We start from the raw sequence: 18,481 nt of genomic DNA, 5'->3' as shown, positions 1-18,481 counted from the left end.
GATGCTCAATGTTTTACGTGCAACGCGATGCGCAGGGTCAGTTGATTCGCGTGGAAGCTGCGGCCTACGCCGAGGCCACGGAAACGCTGCCGGCCGACCACCACGAAATCCAGGCCTGGTACGCCAACGAAGCCGTGGAGAACAGCCTCAAGCAGCTCAAGCAGAGCGACCTGGAAATGATCCGGGTACTCGACGACCTGATTCAGGTACTGACCCAGAAAGGCGTGATCCGCGTCACCGACCTGCCGCCGGCGGCCCAGGCCAAGTTGATGGACCGGACTCAGGCGCGGGAAGCGCTGGGTGGGTTGAGTCAGTTGATCGATGAGGATGAGGGCGGGTTGATCTGATCCAGGATCTTCGGTGACTGGACGGGCCCCTTCGCGAGCAAGCTCGCTCCCACAGGAGGTATGTATACCCAATGTGGGAGCGAGCTTGCTCGCGAAGGCAGCCTTAGCGGCGACGCAATTCTACAGCCTTAACGCCAGGGTTTTGGCTCACCGAACAATTGCCCCTGAACCCCATACAACCCCATCTCGCGAATCACCGACAATTCCCCTTCCGTCTCGACCCGCTCGGCAATCAGCGGCAGATCAATGCTGTGCGCCGCACGCTGGATCGCTTCGATGAACAGGCGCTTGTCGCTTTCCTGATCGATCGCCCGAATGTAGCTGCCATCGATCTTCAGGTACGCCAGGCCCAGCCGCGCCAGGTTACCGATCATGCTGAAGCGCCCGCCGAAGCGCTGCAGGCTCAGGGAGAAACCAAGTTCGCGCAGGCGGCGGGTCAGCTGTTCGAGCACCGCTTGTTCCGGCAGTTGTTCCTCGCCGATTTCCAGGGTCAGGCGCGGCCCCAGATTGGAATGCGAGCGCAGAATCTCGAAGACTTTGTTCAGCGCCTGCGGATCAGCCAGGGTCGCCGAAGACAGGTTCAAGGCCAGGGATTCTTCATGGTCGGCCATCTGCTCCAGCACGCGCTCGAGCATCAGACGGTCCAGCCGCGCGGTCCAGCCGAAGCGCTCGAGCCAGGGCAGGAAACGCCCGGCGGGGATGGTCTGGCCCTGCTCGTCGAGCAAGCGTGACAGCACTTTGTAATGCAGCACCAGTTGCGTGTCCTGTGCCGCCACCACCGGTTGGAAGAACAGCTCGAAGCGCCGCTGGTTCAGCGCCTGATCGAGCAAGCGATGCCAGGCGTGGTGATCGTCACCGACATCCGCCACCAGGCTCTGATCGAGGCAAGCCCAGTTCTGTTCGCCCTGACCTTCGGCCTGAGCCAAGGCCTGATCGCCGAGGCTGAGCACCGCTTGCGGTGAATCGCCATGAGCGAACGGCGCCAGGCCGATAGAGGCCACGGCGGCCACGTCGGTGGCGCCCGTCGCGTGCAGGCTGCTCAGCGCGCTGTCGAGGCTTTGCGCCAGTTGCAGCGCTTCTTCGCGGGTCAGCCCCGGCGCCAGCACGGCGAATTCACCACCACGAATCCGGGTGACGAGATTCTGGGTTTCCGGGTATTTGGCGCACTCGCGGGACAGTTGCTCGCCGACCGCTTTCAACAATTCATCGGTGCGCTGACCGCCAAGGCGCTGGTTCAGCCCGGCCAGATCCTTGACCCGCAACAGCAGCAGGTAACCGGAACTGGCCTGCTCCGGGTTGCTCACCCGCGCATTCAGCTGCATCTCGAAATAACGCCGGTTGGCCAGCCCCGTGAGGTTGTCCTGATAGGACTCGGTGCGCAGTTTTTCACTGCGCTCGGCCTGCTCCTGAAACAGCGCCTTGAGCTTCTCGACCATCTGGTTCATCGCCAGCACCACGCGGCGCAATTCAGGCGTGCGCGGCAGGTCCGGCAGGCTGAGGAATTCGCGGCGGGCAATGGCGTGGGATTGCTTGACCATGTAATCCAGCGGCTTGAGTTGCCGACGCAGCAACAGCGCGCCCAGCACCGCACTCACCGCACCGCAGACCAGCAACCAGCCGAGGCTGCCGAGTGCGCTCTGCCAGAGCTTGGCCAGGGCGAACATCGGGTGGCTGACCACCTCGACCCGCGCCGCCTGCTCCCAGCCACGGCTGACCAGCGCATCGCCACCGGCCGGTTCCAGGCCAATCAGTTTGACGAACCAGTCCGGCACGTTGGTGACCGCCGGAATGCCATTGCGCTCGACGATGGTCTGGTCGGTCTTCAGGTCGACCACGCGGATGCTCGAGTAATAACCGCTGTCGAAGATCGAACTGACCAATAGTTCGACCATCGCCGGGTCGTCGATGTTCGGCGTCAACGACAGCGCCAGCGCCGTGGCCGCATCCTGGGCGTGGGAGCGCAACTGGTTGACGTACTGGGTGCGCGAGCTCTCCAGACTGACCATGAAGCTGCCGGTGAAGGCGACCACCAGGAACAGACAGATTGCGATCAACAGCTGTTTGAACAAAGACATCTGAGCGCGTGCTCCTAGTTAGTCGTCTCGACCGGGAATCCTTCGGCCTGCATTTTCTTCAACACATCCTGCCAGCGTGACAGGCGTTTGGTGTCACCGACCTTCTTGTTGCCCTTCGCTCCCGGCAGGTACAAACCCTCGGCATTGAAAGAGTAGACCGGCAGCAAATCGGTTCGCTCGGCGGCCGGTTTGATCGGGTCGATCAGGCTGTCGAGCACCAGCGGCATGGCGTCAGGGCTGGAATAGTAAGTCAGGACCATGTGCGCGCGGTTCTGGCGCAGGGCCTTGACGTAGGTGATGCGCAACTTGTCACTGGCCACACCGAGGTGGCGCAGGCTGAAATACTTGGCGATCGCATAGTCTTCGCAGTCGCCGGCGCCTTTCCACAAGGCTTCGATGGGAGTTTCCCAATAATCGACCTCGTGCCACAGATCGATGTCTTCGACGTAGCGCATCTGTTTGTTGAAAAACAGGTTCACCACTTTGAGCTTTTCCATCTCGCTGACCTGCTTCTGCGTGGCCAGCAGATTCTGCCAGGCATCGATCCGCTGTTGCCCGGCGCCCAGCGGTCCGTACAGCGCCGTGGCCTTGCGGCTGATCGCGGAAAAATCCCAATCGGCATGCAGGCCGCCCAGCATGATGCCGGCCAGCAGCAGCGCGCAGGCAAGCCAGCGCGCAATCCGTGGGATTGCGAAACGTACCGCCAATGCAAGGCATCCAGGGCAGAGAAGAAAGCGCTTGATGGTGAAGGTTAGTCCAGCAAAAAACAATGGCACCCTGAGATCATCGCTGGCGCGCTAAACTTCAGGTGTAACAGGGTTCCTCTACGCGGTTTGACAACCTGTAGAGCAATCACTAGTGTCCTTTGGATCCAAATATCGCAGTCATAGGGTGTGCAGTTGTGACCCAGAAGCCCAAGCCACTCCACAGCATCAAAGTCGACGGCCCGATTCCCGCGCATCTGGCGCGCTCGGTCATCGAAGAAACCCTGCGCGCCGCCATTCTCGACGGTCGCCTGCCCTGCGGAACCGCCGTGCGCCAGCAGGATCTGGCCGACCTGTTCGGCGTCAGCCGCATGCCGGTACGCGAAGCCTTGCGTCAACTCGAGGCCCAGGGCCTGCTCAGCGTGATTGCCCACAAGGGCGCCGTGGTGGCGCCATTGATCCAGGGCGATGCAACGCAAACCTACGAGCTGCGCATCCTGCTGGAGTCTGAAGCGCTGCGTCAGTCGATCCCCTTGTTGACCCCGGCCGATCACGAACGCGCGGCCGGCTACATCGAAGAGTTGGAAGTCGAACACGACTACACCGAAATCGGTCGGCTCAACCGTCTGTTTCACATGGCGCTCTACAGCAAGGCGCCCAATGGCCGGCTGTTGCGGCTGGTGGAAGACGGCTTGAATGAAGAGGAACGCTTCCTGCGTTTCAACCTCGAGGCCATGGGCCTGGGCAAACTCTCCCAGGACGATCACCGTGCGTTGTTGCAGGCCGTGATAGATCGTGACACCCCGCGTGCCGTCACACTGCTGGAGCAGCACCTCAATCGCGGTGTCGAGGTGATCACTCGATACCTGGCAAGCACCGCCTCTAATGATCGCCAGGCGGCACGCTGAAAATCCGCCCGGGTGAGCCCTCGCTTACCCGGCGTATAACCCGCTTACAAATCCCCACGCCGGTCACGCTCAATTGCTGTGGCACTTCGGCGCCTGCGCTCTAACCTCCCTCCTGCTTTGAACAGCCCGGAATTTGCACCGCAAAGGAAGTCATTTTCGACGATAGCCGCGGCGCCGATTTACGCGCACCCTTGAATCGCCAACCCAATATAGAACGGGGACGCGCCGCCCCGGCAGCAGTCCCCGCACCAGGAACCTACGGAAGGAGCCTTGTCACGGGATCAGGAAGAACGGCGCCGTTACAGTCCGACTTCATCCCCTCATATTCATTCAATTACTCAATTGGAAAGTTGCTTTGAGTGAGGCATTCACTCTTGTCGTTCAATTTTGGCCATTAAACGCCGAAAGGAGTAACTACGCCCCAATAAAACTTAACTTATAAGTTTTATCAGACCCACTCACACTTCAAAAACAGCCAACTAAAAATAATTGAAAATAAACTTGTTAAGTTGTTTTGCGATGTATTAGTTTTTCTTCGCCGAGTTTGGATCCGAAATGAAAAACCCGGCACAACCTTGCACTACGGCCTCGGTTGCGACGGTTTGACCGTCCGCTGCTGTCTTGGGCCCTTCAGACATTGCCTGCTTTCATCGAAACCGAATGAGGCTGTCGTTCGCCTGGAGAAACTTGTTCAACGCCATTAGCAATTGATTGAGCAATCCCTATTCCCTATTAGCCAGAGTCTCGCAACCATGCCAACAAAAGAGCAACTTACACTAAAGAAAGCCGAACTCAGCGTTCATCCGATCTTCACCGAAATAGATTCTTTGAAGACATTACGCCGGTTCATGGAATCCCATGTATTTGCCGTCTGGGACTTCATGTCGCTGACCAAGCGCCTGCAGCAGGAACTGACTTGCACTCGCCTGCCGTGGTTGCCGCCGCGCGATCCGCACGCAGCAAGACTGATCAACGAAATCGTGCTCGGGGAAGAATCTGACGATCGGCTGTCACACGGGCATTACAGTCACTTCGAACTGTACCTCGATGCCATGCGCGAAGTCGGTGCGGACACGACAGCGGTGGAGCGCTTCGTGACGCTGCAACAGGAGGGCGTCAGTTACGACGTCGCCTTGCAAAGCGTCGAAGTAGATCCGGCGGCGGCGCGGTTCGTCTGTGACACCTTGCACACCGCGCTGCATGCACCCGGTCACAGCGTTGCCGCTGCCTTCCTGCACGGTCGCGAGAGCGTGATCCCGACCATGTTCCAGCGCATGCTCGATGCCTGGGGCATCGGCGTCGAACAGGCGCCGACCTTCCGTTACTACCTCGAACGGCACATCGAGGTCGACTCGGAAGACCACGGCCCGGCCGCCGAACAACTGCTGGATCGACTGGTGGATGGCGATCCGCAGCGCGAAGCCGAGGTTTACGCCAGCGCCATCGCCGCCGTGGAAAGCCGCATCGCCCTTTGGGACGGCCTGCGCCTGAGCATGCGCGAACCGCTGGTGGAGGTGGCCCAATGAACGCCGCCGACTACCAGTCTTTCGCCGATGCCTGGGAAAGCCGCGCGACCATTCGCACCCGGCCGCGCCGCGTGCTGGAGGATGACGCGCGGCTGATCTATCCGCTCAGCCGCCAGCCGTTGGTGCTCAGCGAAACCTTCCTGCGCGAATGCCCCGAACAGCGTGATTTCGCCCTGGTGCAGACGCTGTACAAATTCATCAACGACGTGGTGATTTTCGAAACCGAGATCGTCGACAAGACCGCCCGCAGCATCGCCAAGAACCGCTTCGCCGTGCCCTTCCCGTTCGCCTGTCGCTACGACGCCATGACCGTGGTGGTGGACGAGGATTACCACGCGCTGGTGGCGATGGATTTCATGCAGCAGACCGTGGCCATGACCGGCATCGAGCCGATCGAGCTACCGAATGAAATCGAACTGAGCCGGGCAATTCCCGCCGCCGTCGAACTGGCTCCGGAACACCTGCGCAGCGCCGTGGAACTGATTTGCGTAGCCATCGCCGAGAACACCGTGACCGGCGATGTCGCGGCGTTCGCCCGGGACGACACGGTCAAGCCTTCGATCAAGGGTCTGATGGCCGATCACTTGCTCGACGAGGGCCGACACTCGAGTTTCTGGGCGCGGATGGTGCGCATCTACTGGCACACCGCGAGCGATGCGGATCGTCAATGCATCGCGCAGATCCTGCCGGTGTTCATCGGCCATTACCTGACCAACGACATTCAGAAGTCCTTCGACCTGCGCCTGATCGACGCCCTGCCAGTCAGCGAGGCAACCCGTCGCGCACTGAAAGACGAGATGGCCGGGTTGGCCTTCCCGATCAATCGTCACCACCCGCTGGTGGGCAACATCGTGCGGTTCTTCCACAACAGCTCGCTGCTCGACACACCGTGCGTGCAGCACGCCCTGCGCGACTACCTGGTTTGACAAGGAGGCTGACATGAGACGTCTCGACATTTTGCTGAGGGGCCGCAGCCAGGTCTTGACCGACCTGGCGCATGAGCTCGAACAACACGGTCATTCATTGCTGACGGACGTCGCTCCGTCGGTGGATCTGGTGATCGATGACGGCAGTCTTGCGCCGCAGGATTACGGCGTGACACCGCTCCTGACTTTATGTCTGGGTATCGGTGCAACGGGCGCCGGCGGTTTGCCGGTGCTTGATCTGCTGTGCCTGTGTCACTCGACACTGCTGAGCCGCGTGCCGATCGCCGACGAAGCGTCCGGCAACGGCCAGGCCCTGCGCCAGCGAACACTGGCGCTGGTGGTGGACGAAGTGGCACTGCAGGTCAGTCGTTTTTCGCGCGATGCCGAGTATTTTCAGCATGCGACGACAGCCCGTGCACCGGACTTCGAGCAGGTGGAAAACCTGCTGTTTCTCGATAGCCTGGCCTACGTCCATCGCTTCAATGCCACGGACCATCCGACCTTGCTGCTACAGGCGCAGATCCCGGTGATCGAGCGGCTGCAACAAAGCCTGATCGAGCACGCGGAGCGCCCGGCATTGCACCTTGCCGAGCGGTCGATCAGCTATCGCCAGTTGCATGATCACAGCCGGGCGATCCAGCAACGGTTGCTGGCAATCCTGGAGACCCAGCCGCAGCCGTGGGTGGTGGGGATTTGCCTGCCGAAATGCGATGCGCTGTTTGCCTCAATTCTGGCGATTCTCGGCAGCGGCGCGGTGTATCTGCCGCTGGAGCCGAGCCATCCACTTCAGCGCCAGCAGTACATTCTGGAAAATGCCGGGGCGGTGTTGTTGCTGCACGACGGCGAACATCCACTGAGCGGTTCGATGCCGGGGTTGGATGTCTGTCGCATCGAACGCACTGACGTCGATCTGTCGCTACCGCTGATGCGTCGTCGACCCGAGCTCGATGCACCATGCATGGCGCTCTACACCTCGGGCACCACCGGGCATCCGAAGGGTGTGCTGCTGAGTCAGGCGAACCTCGCGCACTTCACCGCGTGGTACGCCGACTATGTGCAATTGCATGCAGAGAGCCGGGTGTTGCAGTTCTCGTCGCTGAGTTTTGACTCGTCGCTGATCGACATTTTCCCGACCTTGCTCAAAGGCGCGGAACTGGTGGTGCCCGACGACACCCAGCGCCGCGATCCGCTGCAACTGGTGGCACTGATCCGCCGTCGGCAACTGACCCATGCGTTCCTGCCGCCGGCGCTGTTGAGCATCCTGCCGCTGGAGCAACTGCAAAGCGTCGGCCAGATCATGACCGGCGGCGATGTCTGCGAGCCGTTCGTGATCGAGCAACTGACGCGCCAGGGCAAGCTGCACAACCTCTACGGCCCCACCGAAGCCACGGTGCTGATCACTGCGCGGCAACTGCAACCGGGTGACAGCAATCGCACCCTCGGCGGGCCGATTGCCAACAGTCAGGTGCTGATTCTCGACGACGATTTGCATCCGGTACCGGAACAAACGATGGGCGAACTGTTCATCGTCGGCCCCGGCGTGTGCCTGGGTTACCTGAACAATCCGCAGCAGACGGCGGAGCGCTATCTGGAGCTTGAATTGCCGGACGGCCAGCGCCTGCGTGCCTACCGCAGCGGCGATATGGCCAAGTGGGGCGAAGACGGCATAGAGCTGTGCGGGCGCCGCGACAATCAGGTGAAGATCCGCGGCTTCCGGGTCGAGCCGGAGGAGATCGAGCGCTGCCTGCGCGAGAGTCAGTTGTATCGGCAAATCGCGGTGGTGATCGACAGTCAGCGGCGGATTCTGGCATTCCTCGCCCAGCCGCAATCGGATGCCGCGCGCGACGCGTTGAAAGCACATGCGCAGCAGTTTTTGCCCGACTACATGCAGCCGGTGGCGTGGACGGAACTGGCGAACATGCCGTTCGCCGCCAACGGCAAAGTCGATCGCAAGGCCTTGCTGGAACTGCCGGTCAGCGTGCAGGACAGCGGCCCGAAATGCCTGCCGGCCAATGCCGACGAAGCACTGCTGCTGGAAATCTGGGGCGAGTTGCTGGAGCTGCCGACCAGCGACATTTCCACCGACGAAAGCTTCTTCAATCTCGGCGGTCACTCGATTCTGCTGTCACGCATGCTCCTGCGTCTGCGGGAGGAGTTCGGTCGCAGTATTTCGATCAACCGCTTCATCGAATTGCCGACCATTACCAAGCTCGCCACGCTGGTGCGCGGCACCGATGACAGCGCGGTGCTCAGCGCCCAGGCGATGGCCGACGCCGAGCGAGCCCTGGACATCGAGCCGTTGCCGATCAGTCGCATGGGCGATGTTCACAAGGTGATTGTCACCGGCGCCAACAGTTTTGTCGGTGTGCACATCGTCGAGGCGCTACTGGGATGGGGCGCCGGCGAAGTGGCGTGTCTGGTGCGCGATGGCGGCGGGCAAACGGCGGCGCAGCGCTTTGCCCAAGCGCTGCGAGAGAACCGGCTGGAGCATCTGGACCTGAGTCGGGTGCGGGTCTATTCGGCGGACATCACCCGGCCGCAACTGGGCCTGGCCGATGGGGATTTCGAGCGACTGGATCGCGAGTTCGGCGCGCTGGTGCACAACGCGGCCAACGTCAATCACGTGCTCGATTACGAGTCGTTGGCGGCGGACAACGTCGAGCCGATTTTCGAACTGCTGCGGCTGTGCGAAGGGCGCAGCAAGAAGGTGTTCAATTTCGTCTCGACACTGTCCGCCTCCAGCACCGTCGACGACGCAGGCCGGGTGCTGGAATCGCCCGCCGCACCGACGCCGCCGATCTACATCCGCAACGGCTACAACCTGTCGAAATGGGTCGGCGAACGCATCCTCGAACGGGCGCGGGAGCGTGGGGTTCGGGTCAATCTGTATCGGCCCGGCAACATCAGTTTCAACAGCCTCAGCGGTGTCTGCCAGCCGCACAAGAACCGTTTGATGCTGATGCTCAAGGGCTCGATCCAGCTCGGTCAGGTACCCGCCTTCGCGCTGAATTTCGACCTGATGCCAGTGGATTTTCTCGCCCGTTTCATCGCCTTCCACGCCAGCCGTTATTCGGCCGAACGGGCGGTGTTCAACCTGCACAACCCGGAGCCTCTGAGCTGGGATGCCTATGTCGCGTCGTTCCGCGAAACCGGCAGCGAGTTTTCGCTGGTCAGCGTCGCCGACTGGCAGCAGCAACTGGAGCGGGTCGATGCCGACAACGCGCTGTTCGGCGTACTCGGTTTCTACCTCAACGGCTTCGAGGAAGACATCGGCGACATTTCCCTGATCGGCCACGCCAACGCCCAGGCCGGCGTGCAGCAGATGGGCGCGCATTACCCGGAAAAATCCCCGGCGCTGCTGCGTCGCGGCTGCGACTACCTGAAAGAAATCAACTTCATCTGACTCATCAACCAAGGAGCAACACCATGAGCAATCTTCAACCCGACACCCTGATCAAAAACCCTCACGGCTGCCACGTCGTGTCATCGGTCGAAGTGCCGGTGGACGCCAGACAGGTGTGGGCGGTGGTGGGCAGGTTCGACGGTTTCGACCGTTTCATTCCGGCCCTGTCACACATCGAAATGACCGGCGATGGCGTGTCTTCGTTGCGCAAAAAGTTCTTCAAGGATGGCAACGTGGTGGTCGAGCAACTCAACTCCCGGGACGACCAGGCGTTGAGCATGACCTGGACCACGATCTACAACACGCTGGGCGTGGCCAATCTGTGGGCGGCGATGAATGTGGAGTCGCTGGGCGCGGGCAAGTCGCGGGCGACCTGGACGATCATCGCCGAGCCGGCCAGCGGCGGCCCCGAGGCACTGCCGGGGTTCAAGGATTTCGTGCAGGGGTTTGCCAATGATGCGATGGGGAATGTGCTGAAGCTGTTTATTTAGGCTTCAGCTCTGCGGTGATTGAGCCACCGCTATCGCTGGCAAGCCAGCTCCCACGGGTTCCAGGTCGCTCACAAATGTTGTGTGCGCCAGAAATCCTGTGTGAGCGGGCTTGCCCGCGATGAACGATAACGCGGTCTGACGTGATGTCAGATCTTGAAGCTGTCGACCAGCTGTTTCAAACGATTGGCCTGCTGCGACAACGCATCGCAATCCTTCAACGTTTCATTGAGGTTGGCCACGCTCTGCTGGTTCAGCAGGTTGATCTGGTTGACGTCGACGTTGAGGGTTTCCACCACGGCGGTCTGCTCTTCGGTAGCCGCTGCCACCGACTGGTTCATGCCGTCGATTTCACCGATGCGCTGGGTCACGCTGACCAGCCGCAGACCGGCCTGGTTCGCCACTTCAACGCTCTCTTCGCTGGACGCCTGACTGGCGTTCATGGTGCTCACCGCTTCACGGGAGCCGACCTGCAGCGAGGTGATCATCTTGTGGATTTCTTCCGCCGATTCCTGGGTGCGGTGAGCAAGGTTGCGCACTTCGTCCGCCACCACCGCAAACCCGCGTCCGGCTTCACCGGCACGGGCCGCTTCGATAGCCGCATTGAGCGCCAGCAGGTTGGTCTGTTGGGAGATGCCTTTGATCACATCGAGAATGTGGCCGATGTTGTCGGTGCTCGCGTTCAGGGTTTCGATCTGGGTGCACGACAGACTGATCTTCTGCGACAGCTCGGTCATCGCCTGAATCGTCTGCTCGACCACCTGACGACCATCCTCAGCCTGTTCGCTCGCGCCGCTGGCGTGTTGCGAAGCATCGGCGGCGTTGCGGGCGATTTCCTGGGTGGCGGCACCCAGCTGATTGATCGCAGCAGCGACGCTGTTGGTGCGCGCGCTTTGCTCGTCCGAACCGATGATCGAGGCGTTGGACGATGCCATCACCCGTTGCGACAGGTCGTGTACGTGACGGGTCGCGGAAGACACTTCGGAAATGGAGGCGTGAATCCGCTCCACGAACTGATTGAACGAACTGCCCAGCTCACCGAACTCGTCCTTGCTTTCCACCACCAGACGGCGGGTCAGGTCACCTTCACCCTGGGCGATGTCCTGCATCGCGCGGCCCATGGTGATCAGCGGACGCATCAGGACGGTGATCAACAGGCTCAGGAACACCGCAATCGCGCCCACGGCGACGAACATCGCAATCACCGCCGAGGTACGGAACTGGCTGAGTGCGGCGTAGGCCTTGTCGCGGTCGATCGACAGGCCGATGTACCACTCGGCATTCGGCAGACCTGCGACCGGGGTGAACGACAGGATGCGTTCCTGGCCGTTGAGCACCACGTTCTGATTGCCCTTCTCGATGCGCACACCGGCGTTCGGGTAGATGTCCTTGAGGTTCTTCATCACCTGATCTTTGTCCGGGCTGACAATCACCTGACCGTCACCGCTGACCAGGAACGCGTGGCCCAGGCCGCCGAAGTCCACCGAGTTGATGATCTTCACCAGGGTTTCCAGGCTCAGGTCACCGCCCACTACGCCGAGCAGTTCACCGTTCTTTTTCACGGGCATGGCGATGGTCACCACCAGGCCTCCAACCGCAGCCATGTATGGCGGGGTCAGCATGGTCTGGTCAGCGGCCACGGCCTGCTTGTACCAAGGACGCTGACGCGGATCGTAGCCGTCCGGCATCTTTGCGTCAGGGCGCTGGGTGAACACACCGTTGGCCTGACCGACGTAGGTGAACTGAAAGTTCGAGGTGAAGGCCGGTTGATCGACCAGCCCCGGAAAGTCGGCATTCTTGCCTTGATGAGCGACGTTCTGCGCGAGGTTTTCCAGTACCAGAATCCGCCCGCTCATCCAGTTCTGCACACTGCTGGCGGTCAGGTCACCGGCCTGCTGGACCGAGGACTGGAGGTTTTGGCGAATGGTATTTCGCTGCAGATAGTCGTTGTACAAAGTAAACAGCGCGAACGCCAGGACCACGACGCCGGAGGCGGCCAGCAGGATTTTATGGCTGAACTTGAGATTCATTTCATGGGACTTCTTATGCGAAAAGTGGGGATGCGTTCCGTATGCAACATTCCATGTACAGCGCAGGTAGCGTTCTGATGGCTGCTCTACTTTGGTGCACGCATGTCTCACCAGTCTGTCGGCACGATTCGGAGAAAACTTAGCGTTTTGTAGGAAATGGACGGCATTTCTGCCAGTTCCCGCCGAACGGCGTGCCAGAGCGTTCGCCTGTCATTTTTTGATGACGGCTTTGCAGCGCCGGTTGCAAATTCTGTAACCCTTGATGACAATGCGACTAATTATCATTTGTGACGTTCGGGCTGTCGCGTTCATGTCCTCACCTGAGTTTGCAGTACAGGCGCTTTACAGTAGTCATCACGGCTGGCTCAACGGCTGGTTGCGCGCGCGGCTGGGCAATGCCGCCGATGCGGCGGATCTGGCTCAGGACACCTTCGTTCGCCTGCTGCAACGCACCGAGCGTCTGGAGCTCAAGGCACCCCGCGCATTTTTGCGTACGGTTGCCCGGGGTCTGGTGATCGATCATTGGCGCCGTGAAGAAATTGAACGCGCCTATCTGGAAACCATCGCCCACTTGCCTGAAGCCGAAACACCAAGTGCCGAAGCCCGCGCCTTGGTGATCGAATTGCTCGAAGGCATCGCACGCATGCTTGAAGGCTTGAAGCCGAAAGTGCGTCAGGCATTTCTGCTGGCGCAGTGCGAAGGTTTGACCCACAGGCAGATTGCCGAGCGGATGGGCCTGTCCCTGCGCTCCGTAGAACGCTACGTCGCCGATGCCCTGTTTCACTGCTATGTGCTGCGGTATGAAAGCTGATGCCGGTGGATAACCCCTCGCTTGGCCGTCGTGCCGAGCCACCGCAGCAGGTGGTTCGACAGGCCATTCACTGGCTCCTGCGCCTGCGCAACAACCATGGCAACCCGCGCCTGAATCGCCAGTGCGAACAATGGCGCGCCGAACACCATGATCATGAACTGGCCTGGCAACGGGTGCAGTCTCTGCAAGCTGAACTGAACCACAATTTGCGAGCCGTGCCCGGTGCGCAGGTGGCGTTCAACACGCTGGAAAACAGTGCGCAGGGGTTGGGACGACGTCAGGCGTTGAAGCTATTGTCCGGCGCTTTGCTGGTGGGCTCGGCGGGATGGCTGGCCAGAGACACTTCCGTCTGGCAACAGTGGAGCGCCGACTACGCCACCGCCACCGGCGAGCGCCGTGGCTACCAGTTGCCGGACGGCACGCGGATCGAACTCAACACTGCCAGCAGCGTGGATCTCGACTACACCGCGCAACAACGGCTGATCAAACTGACCCGAGGCGAAATCGTCGTCACCTGCGGCGGTGCCGATGAAGGTGCGCCGTTTGACCGACCGCTGCGGGTGCAGAGCCGTCATGGCACTTACGAGCCGTTCAAGGCGCGATTCATTCTGCGCGAGGAAGAGGGTTGCACGCGCCTGAGCGTCACCAGTGGCCGGGTTGCGATTCACTCCGCTGGCAATTCGGCAGAGGTCATCGCCGGTCAGAGCTATCTGATCGATCACCATCAAATTCGCCCCGCGCCACCCTCGGACATGGACGCTGGTGCCTGGGTCGACGGGTTGATCGTGACTCGCAACATGCGGCTGGGTGACTTCGTCAGCGAAGTCGGCCGTTATCGTCAGGGGTTTCTGAGCTGCGCGTCGGACATTGCGGATCTGCGCCTGTCCGGCGTATTCCGCCTTGCGGACACCGACAAGCTGCTGGCGGTCCTGCCGCAGACCCTGCCGGTGCAATTGCGTTATCGCACCCGCTGGTGGGTGACACTGGAGTCTGTGGCCTGAAATTATTTTGGCGGGTTTTCGTGGCAAGTCCGGCTTAGTCAGTAAGCACTTCAACTCAGCCTTCGCGACTGCCTACGGAAACCTACAATGACTGCGCGCGTTACCTGTAAGAACCCTCTGAATTTCTCTTCCGAATCCGGCCTGTTGCGTCATGCCGTCCGGGCGGCGCTGTTTTCTACCGCACTGGGTGTTGGCGTGTTGCCGAGCCTGAGCATGGGGGCCAATGCCAGCGAGATCAGCAACCACCGCTACAACATCGCCGCCGGACCATTGGGCGATGCGCTCAATCAATTCGCGCGTCAGGCAAACATCACTTTGTCGATGACGCCTCAGCAGACCCAGGGCCGACAAACACCCGGCGTGCAGGGCGAGTATTCGACCGATCAGGCGCTGAGTCATCTGCTCGGTGGTTCGGGTCTGGAAGCGATCAGCCAGGACGGCAGCAGTTATGTATTGCGCTCCGTCGCAGAAACCGAAGCGCTGGCCCTGCCGACCACCGACATCAAAGGCTTCGCCCTCGGCAACGCGTTGGGCAGCATGGACGGCTACAACGCGACGCACAGCCAGATCGCCACCAAAACCAGTACTGCGCTGCTGGAAACTTCGCAAAGCGTGTCCGTCGTCACTCGCGAGCAAATGGATGACCAGGGATCCCAAACCGTGTCCCAGGCCATGCGTTACACCCCCGGCGTGCTGACCAACCCTTACGGCGCCACGCACCGTTACGACTACGTGGCAATGCGCGGTTTCAACGACGGTTCGGTGGATAACATTTACCTCGACGGCCTCAAGTCGATGGGCGACAGCGGCACCTACAGCACGATGCAGGTCGATCCGTATTTCCTTGAGCGCGTCGATATTCTGAAAGGCCCGTCGTCAGTGCTCTACGGTCGTAGCTCGCCAGGCGGTCTGGTCGCGCTGACCAGCAAGAAGCCGCTGTACGAAGCCTATCACCAGGTACAGGCCACGATCGGCACACAGGGCCAGCGCGGTGTCGGTTTTGACTTCAGCGGACCGGTCGATGACAACAAGCGTATCGCCTATCGTCTGACCGGATTGACGGATCAGTCCGACACGCAATTCGACCACAACAAGGAAAAGCGCTTCGCCCTCGCGCCGACGGTCAGCATCGATTTCAGCGAAGACACGTCGCTGACGCTGCAAGCGTATCTGCAACATGACCCGGATGGCGGTTACCACGGCGGTGTACCCGCTGACGGCACGATTCATCAGCGCAACGGCCATCGCATCTCGCCGCATTTCTTCGAAGGCGAGCCAGGCATCGATAGTTACTCCCGTGATCAGCAGTCGTTCGGTTACCAGTTCGAACACCGCTTCAACGACGTCTTCACCGCGCGGCAGAATTTCCGCTACCTCGACTCCAAAGTGAACATGGATCAGGTATACGCCTATGGCTGGACGTCGCCGACCAGCAACGAACTGAATCGCTACTACACCGGCGGCGACGAGCGTCTGCACGCGTTCATCGTCGACAACATGCTGCAGGCCGAATTTTTCACCGGTGCGACCAAGCACACGGTGCTGATGGGGGCGGATTACCAGCGACGCAAAACCGTGGTCGACTGGACCAGTGGCGGCCTGGCGCCGATCAACGCGTTCAACCCGGTGTACGGCAATTCCGCTATTACGTCGTACGGCGATACCAGCTACCTGCGGCGCCTGGAGCAGACCGGCGTTTACCTGCAAGACCTGATCGAAATGGACAAGTGGCGCTTCTCGCTGGGACTGCGTCAGGACTGGGTGGAAACCTCCGACGAAAACCGCATCGCCGAAGCGGGCCGTCCGGTCGGCACCGAGATCAATGATCGACGCACCAAGCTCACCGGCCGTGCCGGCGCGCTGTATCTGTTCGATAACGGCCTCGCGCCGTACGTCAGCTATTCCGAATCGTTCAACCCGAATTCCTACGCGGACAGCGCCGGTAATCCGCTCGCACCGACCGATGGAACTCAGTGGGAAATGGGCCTGAAGTATCAGCCGCCGGGCACCGACAACCTGTTCACCGCTTCGCTGTTCCGCATCGATCAGGAGAACCTGGCGACCAAACTTCCGCAGGAAAACTTCTATCGCGCTGTAGGCGCTGTCCGCTCTCAAGGTCTGGAACTGGAAGCGCACATGCAGTTGACCGACAACTTGAAAGTCCTCGGCAGTTACACATTTACCGACATTGAATACTCGAAATCGATGATCAGCACCTTGAGCACACCGACCAATGTGATCGAGAACAAAGGCAACTCGCCGACCCAGGCGCCGCGGCACATGGCATCGCTGTGGGCCGACTACAAGTTTGACAGCGCTGCACTCGATGGGCTGCGCCTGGGTGGTGGTGTGCGTTATGTCGGCTATAGCTGGGTGGATGCAGAGAACACGATGAGGGTGCCGTCCTACACATTGTTCGACGCATCGATTGGCTATGACCTCGGCAAGGTAGGTCTGAAGGGTGTCGACGTTCGCCTGAATGCAAACAATCTGACCAACGAATCCTACGTAGCCTCCTGCGCCAGTCTGGACTTCTGCTACATGGGCGAAGAGCGCAACGTCGCCGCGACGGTCAGTTATCAGTTCTGAGCCTTTGTCTTGTGCATAAAGAAGCCAGCCCCTGATTTCAGGGGCTGGCTTTGTCGTATCTGTGGGGGAATGTTCATGCGTTCGTTTCTGGTTTTATTGCACCGGTATATCGGGTTGGCCACGGCGGTTTTTCTACTGCTGGCCGGGATCACGGGGAGCCTTCTGGCGTTCAACCATGAGTTGGATGAGTGGTTGAATCCGGAGTTTTACGCAGCGTCGGCCGAGGGGGAGCGTCTACCGCCAGGTGAGCTGGTTGATGCGGTGCAATCGGTACATCCGAAGTTGCAAGTCTGGTACATGGAGTACCCGAATGAGACAGGCCACACGGCATTGCTGGCGGCGGTTCCACGGAATGATCCGGCGACGGGCAAACCGTTTAAAGAACGCAATGAAGTGTTCTACCTCGACCCGGTCAGTGGCGAACAGAAAGGTCAGCGTTATTGGGGCGAGTGCTGTTTCCAGCGCGAGAACTTCGTTCCGTTCATTCTTGAGTTTCACTACAACCTGACACTGCCCGGTAACTGGGGTTTGCTGTTGATGGGGTTGGTGGCCATCGCTTGGGTAATCGATTGCTTCGTCGCCCTCTGGCTGACATTACCGAGGGGTAAACTTTTCTGGAAGAAATGGTCGAGCGCCTGGAAGATCAAGGGCGGCCATGCTTATCGACTCAACTTCGATCTGCATCGGGCGGGGGGCTTGTGGCTATGGTTGTTATTGCTGCCGATAGCCGTCAGCAGCGTGGCGATGAACCTGCCGAGCCAGGCCTTCAAACCGGTGGTGTCGTTGTTTTCTCCGATTGAACCGAGCGTCTATGAGACTCGAGGGCGAATGCCTGCCGAAGAGTTGGGGATCACCCGATTGAGTTATCAACAGGCATACGAACGGGCGCAGGAGGAGGGAAAAAGATTGGGGCTGACAGCCGCGATCGGCGAGTTGTATTACAGCTTTGAGTACAACTTCTACGGTGCGGGGTTCGGACAGCATGACACTGAGGCCCACGGTAAATCCTGGTTGTTCTTCCACGGTACTGACGGACGATTATTGGGACAAGAGATCGCAGGAGAAGGGACGTTGGGAGAGCGGTTTTATCGATTACAGTTGCCGATACATGGGGGACGGATAATAGGCTTCAGCGGACAAGTGATGATCGCGGTATTGGGTGTTCTGATTGCGGGGTTGTCGGGAACTGGCGTCTATATCTGGTGGCGCAAATGGCAGGCTCGTCGGAGCAGCAAGGCACGCAGAGCGGTTTGAAGATCAGACTTTTATGGACTCTGAAACGACAAAACCCCTGTCTGCATTCGCAGACAGGGGTTTCGGAATTCAATCTTGACGATGACCTACTCTCACATGGGGAAACCCCACACTACCATCGGCGATGCATCGTTTCACTTCTGAGTTCGGGATGGGATCAGGTGGTTCCAATGCTCTATGGTCGTCAAGAAATTCTGTGACCAGCCCGTTACCGCAGTAACGTTCCGGCAAAAATCGGTGACTTCTACTAAAACAAAACCCCAACTGCTTTCGCAATTGGGGTTTCGGAATTTAATCTTGACGATGACCTACTCTCACATGGGGAAACCCCACACTACCATCGGCGATGCATCGTTTCACTTCTGAGTTCGGGATGGGATCAGGTGGTTCCAACGCTCTATGGTCGTCAAGAAATTCGG

At 59.9% G+C, this 18,481-nt stretch carries 13 protein-coding genes, 2 rRNA genes and 1 pseudogene; 10 read left to right on the top strand and 6 right to left on the bottom strand.

What is annotated here, in order from left to right; genetic code table 11:
* Positions 1–8: 8 nt before the first annotated feature.
* Positions 9–347 carry a hypothetical protein gene (locus CAF79_RS11880; RefSeq protein ID WP_039773037.1) on the top strand — a complete coding sequence of 113 codons (339 nt, stop codon included), beginning with the start codon at positions 9–11 and terminating at the stop codon, positions 345–347.
* A 128-nt stretch (positions 348–475) separates the two neighbouring features.
* On the opposite strand, the gene lapD is transcribed toward CAF79_RS11880, so the two are convergent.
* Together lapD and lapG are read right to left on the bottom strand one after the other, a co-directional pair.
* Complete coding sequence (lapD, locus tag CAF79_RS11875) at positions 476–2,422, bottom strand: cyclic di-GMP receptor LapD (protein WP_085697921.1); 1,947 nt, start codon at positions 2,420–2,422, stop codon at positions 476–478.
* Positions 2,423–2,436: 14 nt separating this feature from the next.
* A complete protein-coding gene (gene lapG, locus CAF79_RS11870; protein ID WP_007960234.1) occupies positions 2,437–3,129 on the bottom strand; it encodes a cysteine protease LapG in 693 nt (230 codons plus the stop codon).
* A gap of 194 nt (positions 3,130–3,323) precedes the next feature.
* Between lapG and CAF79_RS11865 the strand changes: the two genes are divergently transcribed.
* From CAF79_RS11865 to CAF79_RS11845, 5 genes are all read left to right on the top strand, one after another.
* Positions 3,324–4,034 carry a GntR family transcriptional regulator gene (locus CAF79_RS11865; RefSeq protein WP_085697920.1) on the top strand — a complete coding sequence of 237 codons (711 nt, stop codon included), beginning with the start codon at positions 3,324–3,326 and terminating at the stop codon, positions 4,032–4,034.
* Between the two features lie 752 nt (positions 4,035–4,786).
* Complete coding sequence (locus tag CAF79_RS11860) at positions 4,787–5,560, top strand: DUF3050 domain-containing protein (RefSeq protein ID WP_085697919.1); 774 nt, start codon at positions 4,787–4,789, stop codon at positions 5,558–5,560.
* Positions 5,557–6,486: a diiron oxygenase gene (locus tag CAF79_RS11855; protein ID WP_085697918.1), complete on the top strand. Its 930-nt coding sequence runs from the start codon at positions 5,557–5,559 to the stop codon at positions 6,484–6,486. Before CAF79_RS11860 ends, CAF79_RS11855 begins: the two co-directional genes overlap by 4 nt.
* 13 nt (positions 6,487–6,499) lie before the next feature.
* Positions 6,500–9,889 carry a non-ribosomal peptide synthetase gene (locus tag CAF79_RS11850; RefSeq protein ID WP_085697917.1) on the top strand — a complete coding sequence of 1,130 codons (3,390 nt, stop codon included), beginning with the start codon at positions 6,500–6,502 and terminating at the stop codon, positions 9,887–9,889.
* A gap of 23 nt (positions 9,890–9,912) precedes the next feature.
* Positions 9,913–10,380, top strand: a complete 468-nt coding sequence (locus CAF79_RS11845) for an SRPBCC family protein (protein ID WP_085697916.1) — start codon at positions 9,913–9,915, stop codon at positions 10,378–10,380.
* Between the two features lie 146 nt (positions 10,381–10,526).
* On the opposite strand, the gene CAF79_RS29705 is transcribed toward CAF79_RS11845, so the two are convergent.
* On the bottom strand, positions 10,527–11,312 hold the full coding sequence (locus tag CAF79_RS29705) for a methyl-accepting chemotaxis protein (RefSeq protein WP_371807395.1): 786 nt from the start codon (positions 11,310–11,312) through the stop codon (positions 10,527–10,529).
* A gap of 69 nt (positions 11,313–11,381) precedes the next feature.
* Positions 11,382–12,407: pseudogene (locus tag CAF79_RS29700) on the bottom strand (cache domain-containing protein); the annotation flags it as partial.
* A gap of 310 nt (positions 12,408–12,717) precedes the next feature.
* On the opposite strand from CAF79_RS29700, the gene CAF79_RS11835 reads away from it, so the two are divergent.
* The 4 genes from CAF79_RS11835 (at position 12,718) to CAF79_RS11820 (ending at position 18,062) form a co-directional block, all read left to right on the top strand.
* Complete coding sequence (locus CAF79_RS11835) at positions 12,718–13,218, top strand: sigma-70 family RNA polymerase sigma factor (RefSeq protein WP_085684392.1); 501 nt, start codon at positions 12,718–12,720, stop codon at positions 13,216–13,218.
* Complete coding sequence (locus CAF79_RS11830) at positions 13,218–14,219, top strand: FecR domain-containing protein (RefSeq protein ID WP_085697915.1); 1,002 nt, start codon at positions 13,218–13,220, stop codon at positions 14,217–14,219. Before CAF79_RS11835 ends, CAF79_RS11830 begins: the two co-directional genes overlap by 1 nt.
* 87 nt (positions 14,220–14,306) lie before the next feature.
* Entirely contained in the window at positions 14,307–16,808 is a 2,502-nt protein-coding gene (locus tag CAF79_RS11825) for a TonB-dependent siderophore receptor (RefSeq protein WP_085697914.1), read from the top strand.
* Between the two features lie 75 nt (positions 16,809–16,883).
* Positions 16,884–18,062 carry a PepSY domain-containing protein gene (locus CAF79_RS11820; protein ID WP_085697913.1) on the top strand — a complete coding sequence of 393 codons (1,179 nt, stop codon included), beginning with the start codon at positions 16,884–16,886 and terminating at the stop codon, positions 18,060–18,062.
* Between the two features lie 73 nt (positions 18,063–18,135).
* Here the strand turns inward: CAF79_RS11820 and rrf (CAF79_RS11815) are convergent.
* Both rrf (CAF79_RS11815) and rrf (CAF79_RS11810) read right to left on the bottom strand, forming a co-directional pair.
* Positions 18,136–18,251 (bottom strand): 5S ribosomal RNA (gene rrf, locus CAF79_RS11815).
* 106 nt (positions 18,252–18,357) lie between these two features.
* Positions 18,358–18,473, bottom strand: a 5S ribosomal RNA gene (gene rrf / locus CAF79_RS11810).
* Positions 18,474–18,481: the final 8 nt, after the last annotated feature.

It is taken from the genome of Pseudomonas sp. B26(2017), from assembly GCF_002113045.1.
GTDB lineage: Bacteria > Pseudomonadota > Gammaproteobacteria > Pseudomonadales > Pseudomonadaceae > Aquipseudomonas.
The sequence above is the reverse complement of the archived record's forward strand: the minus strand, read 5'-3'. Positions and strand labels throughout refer to the sequence as shown.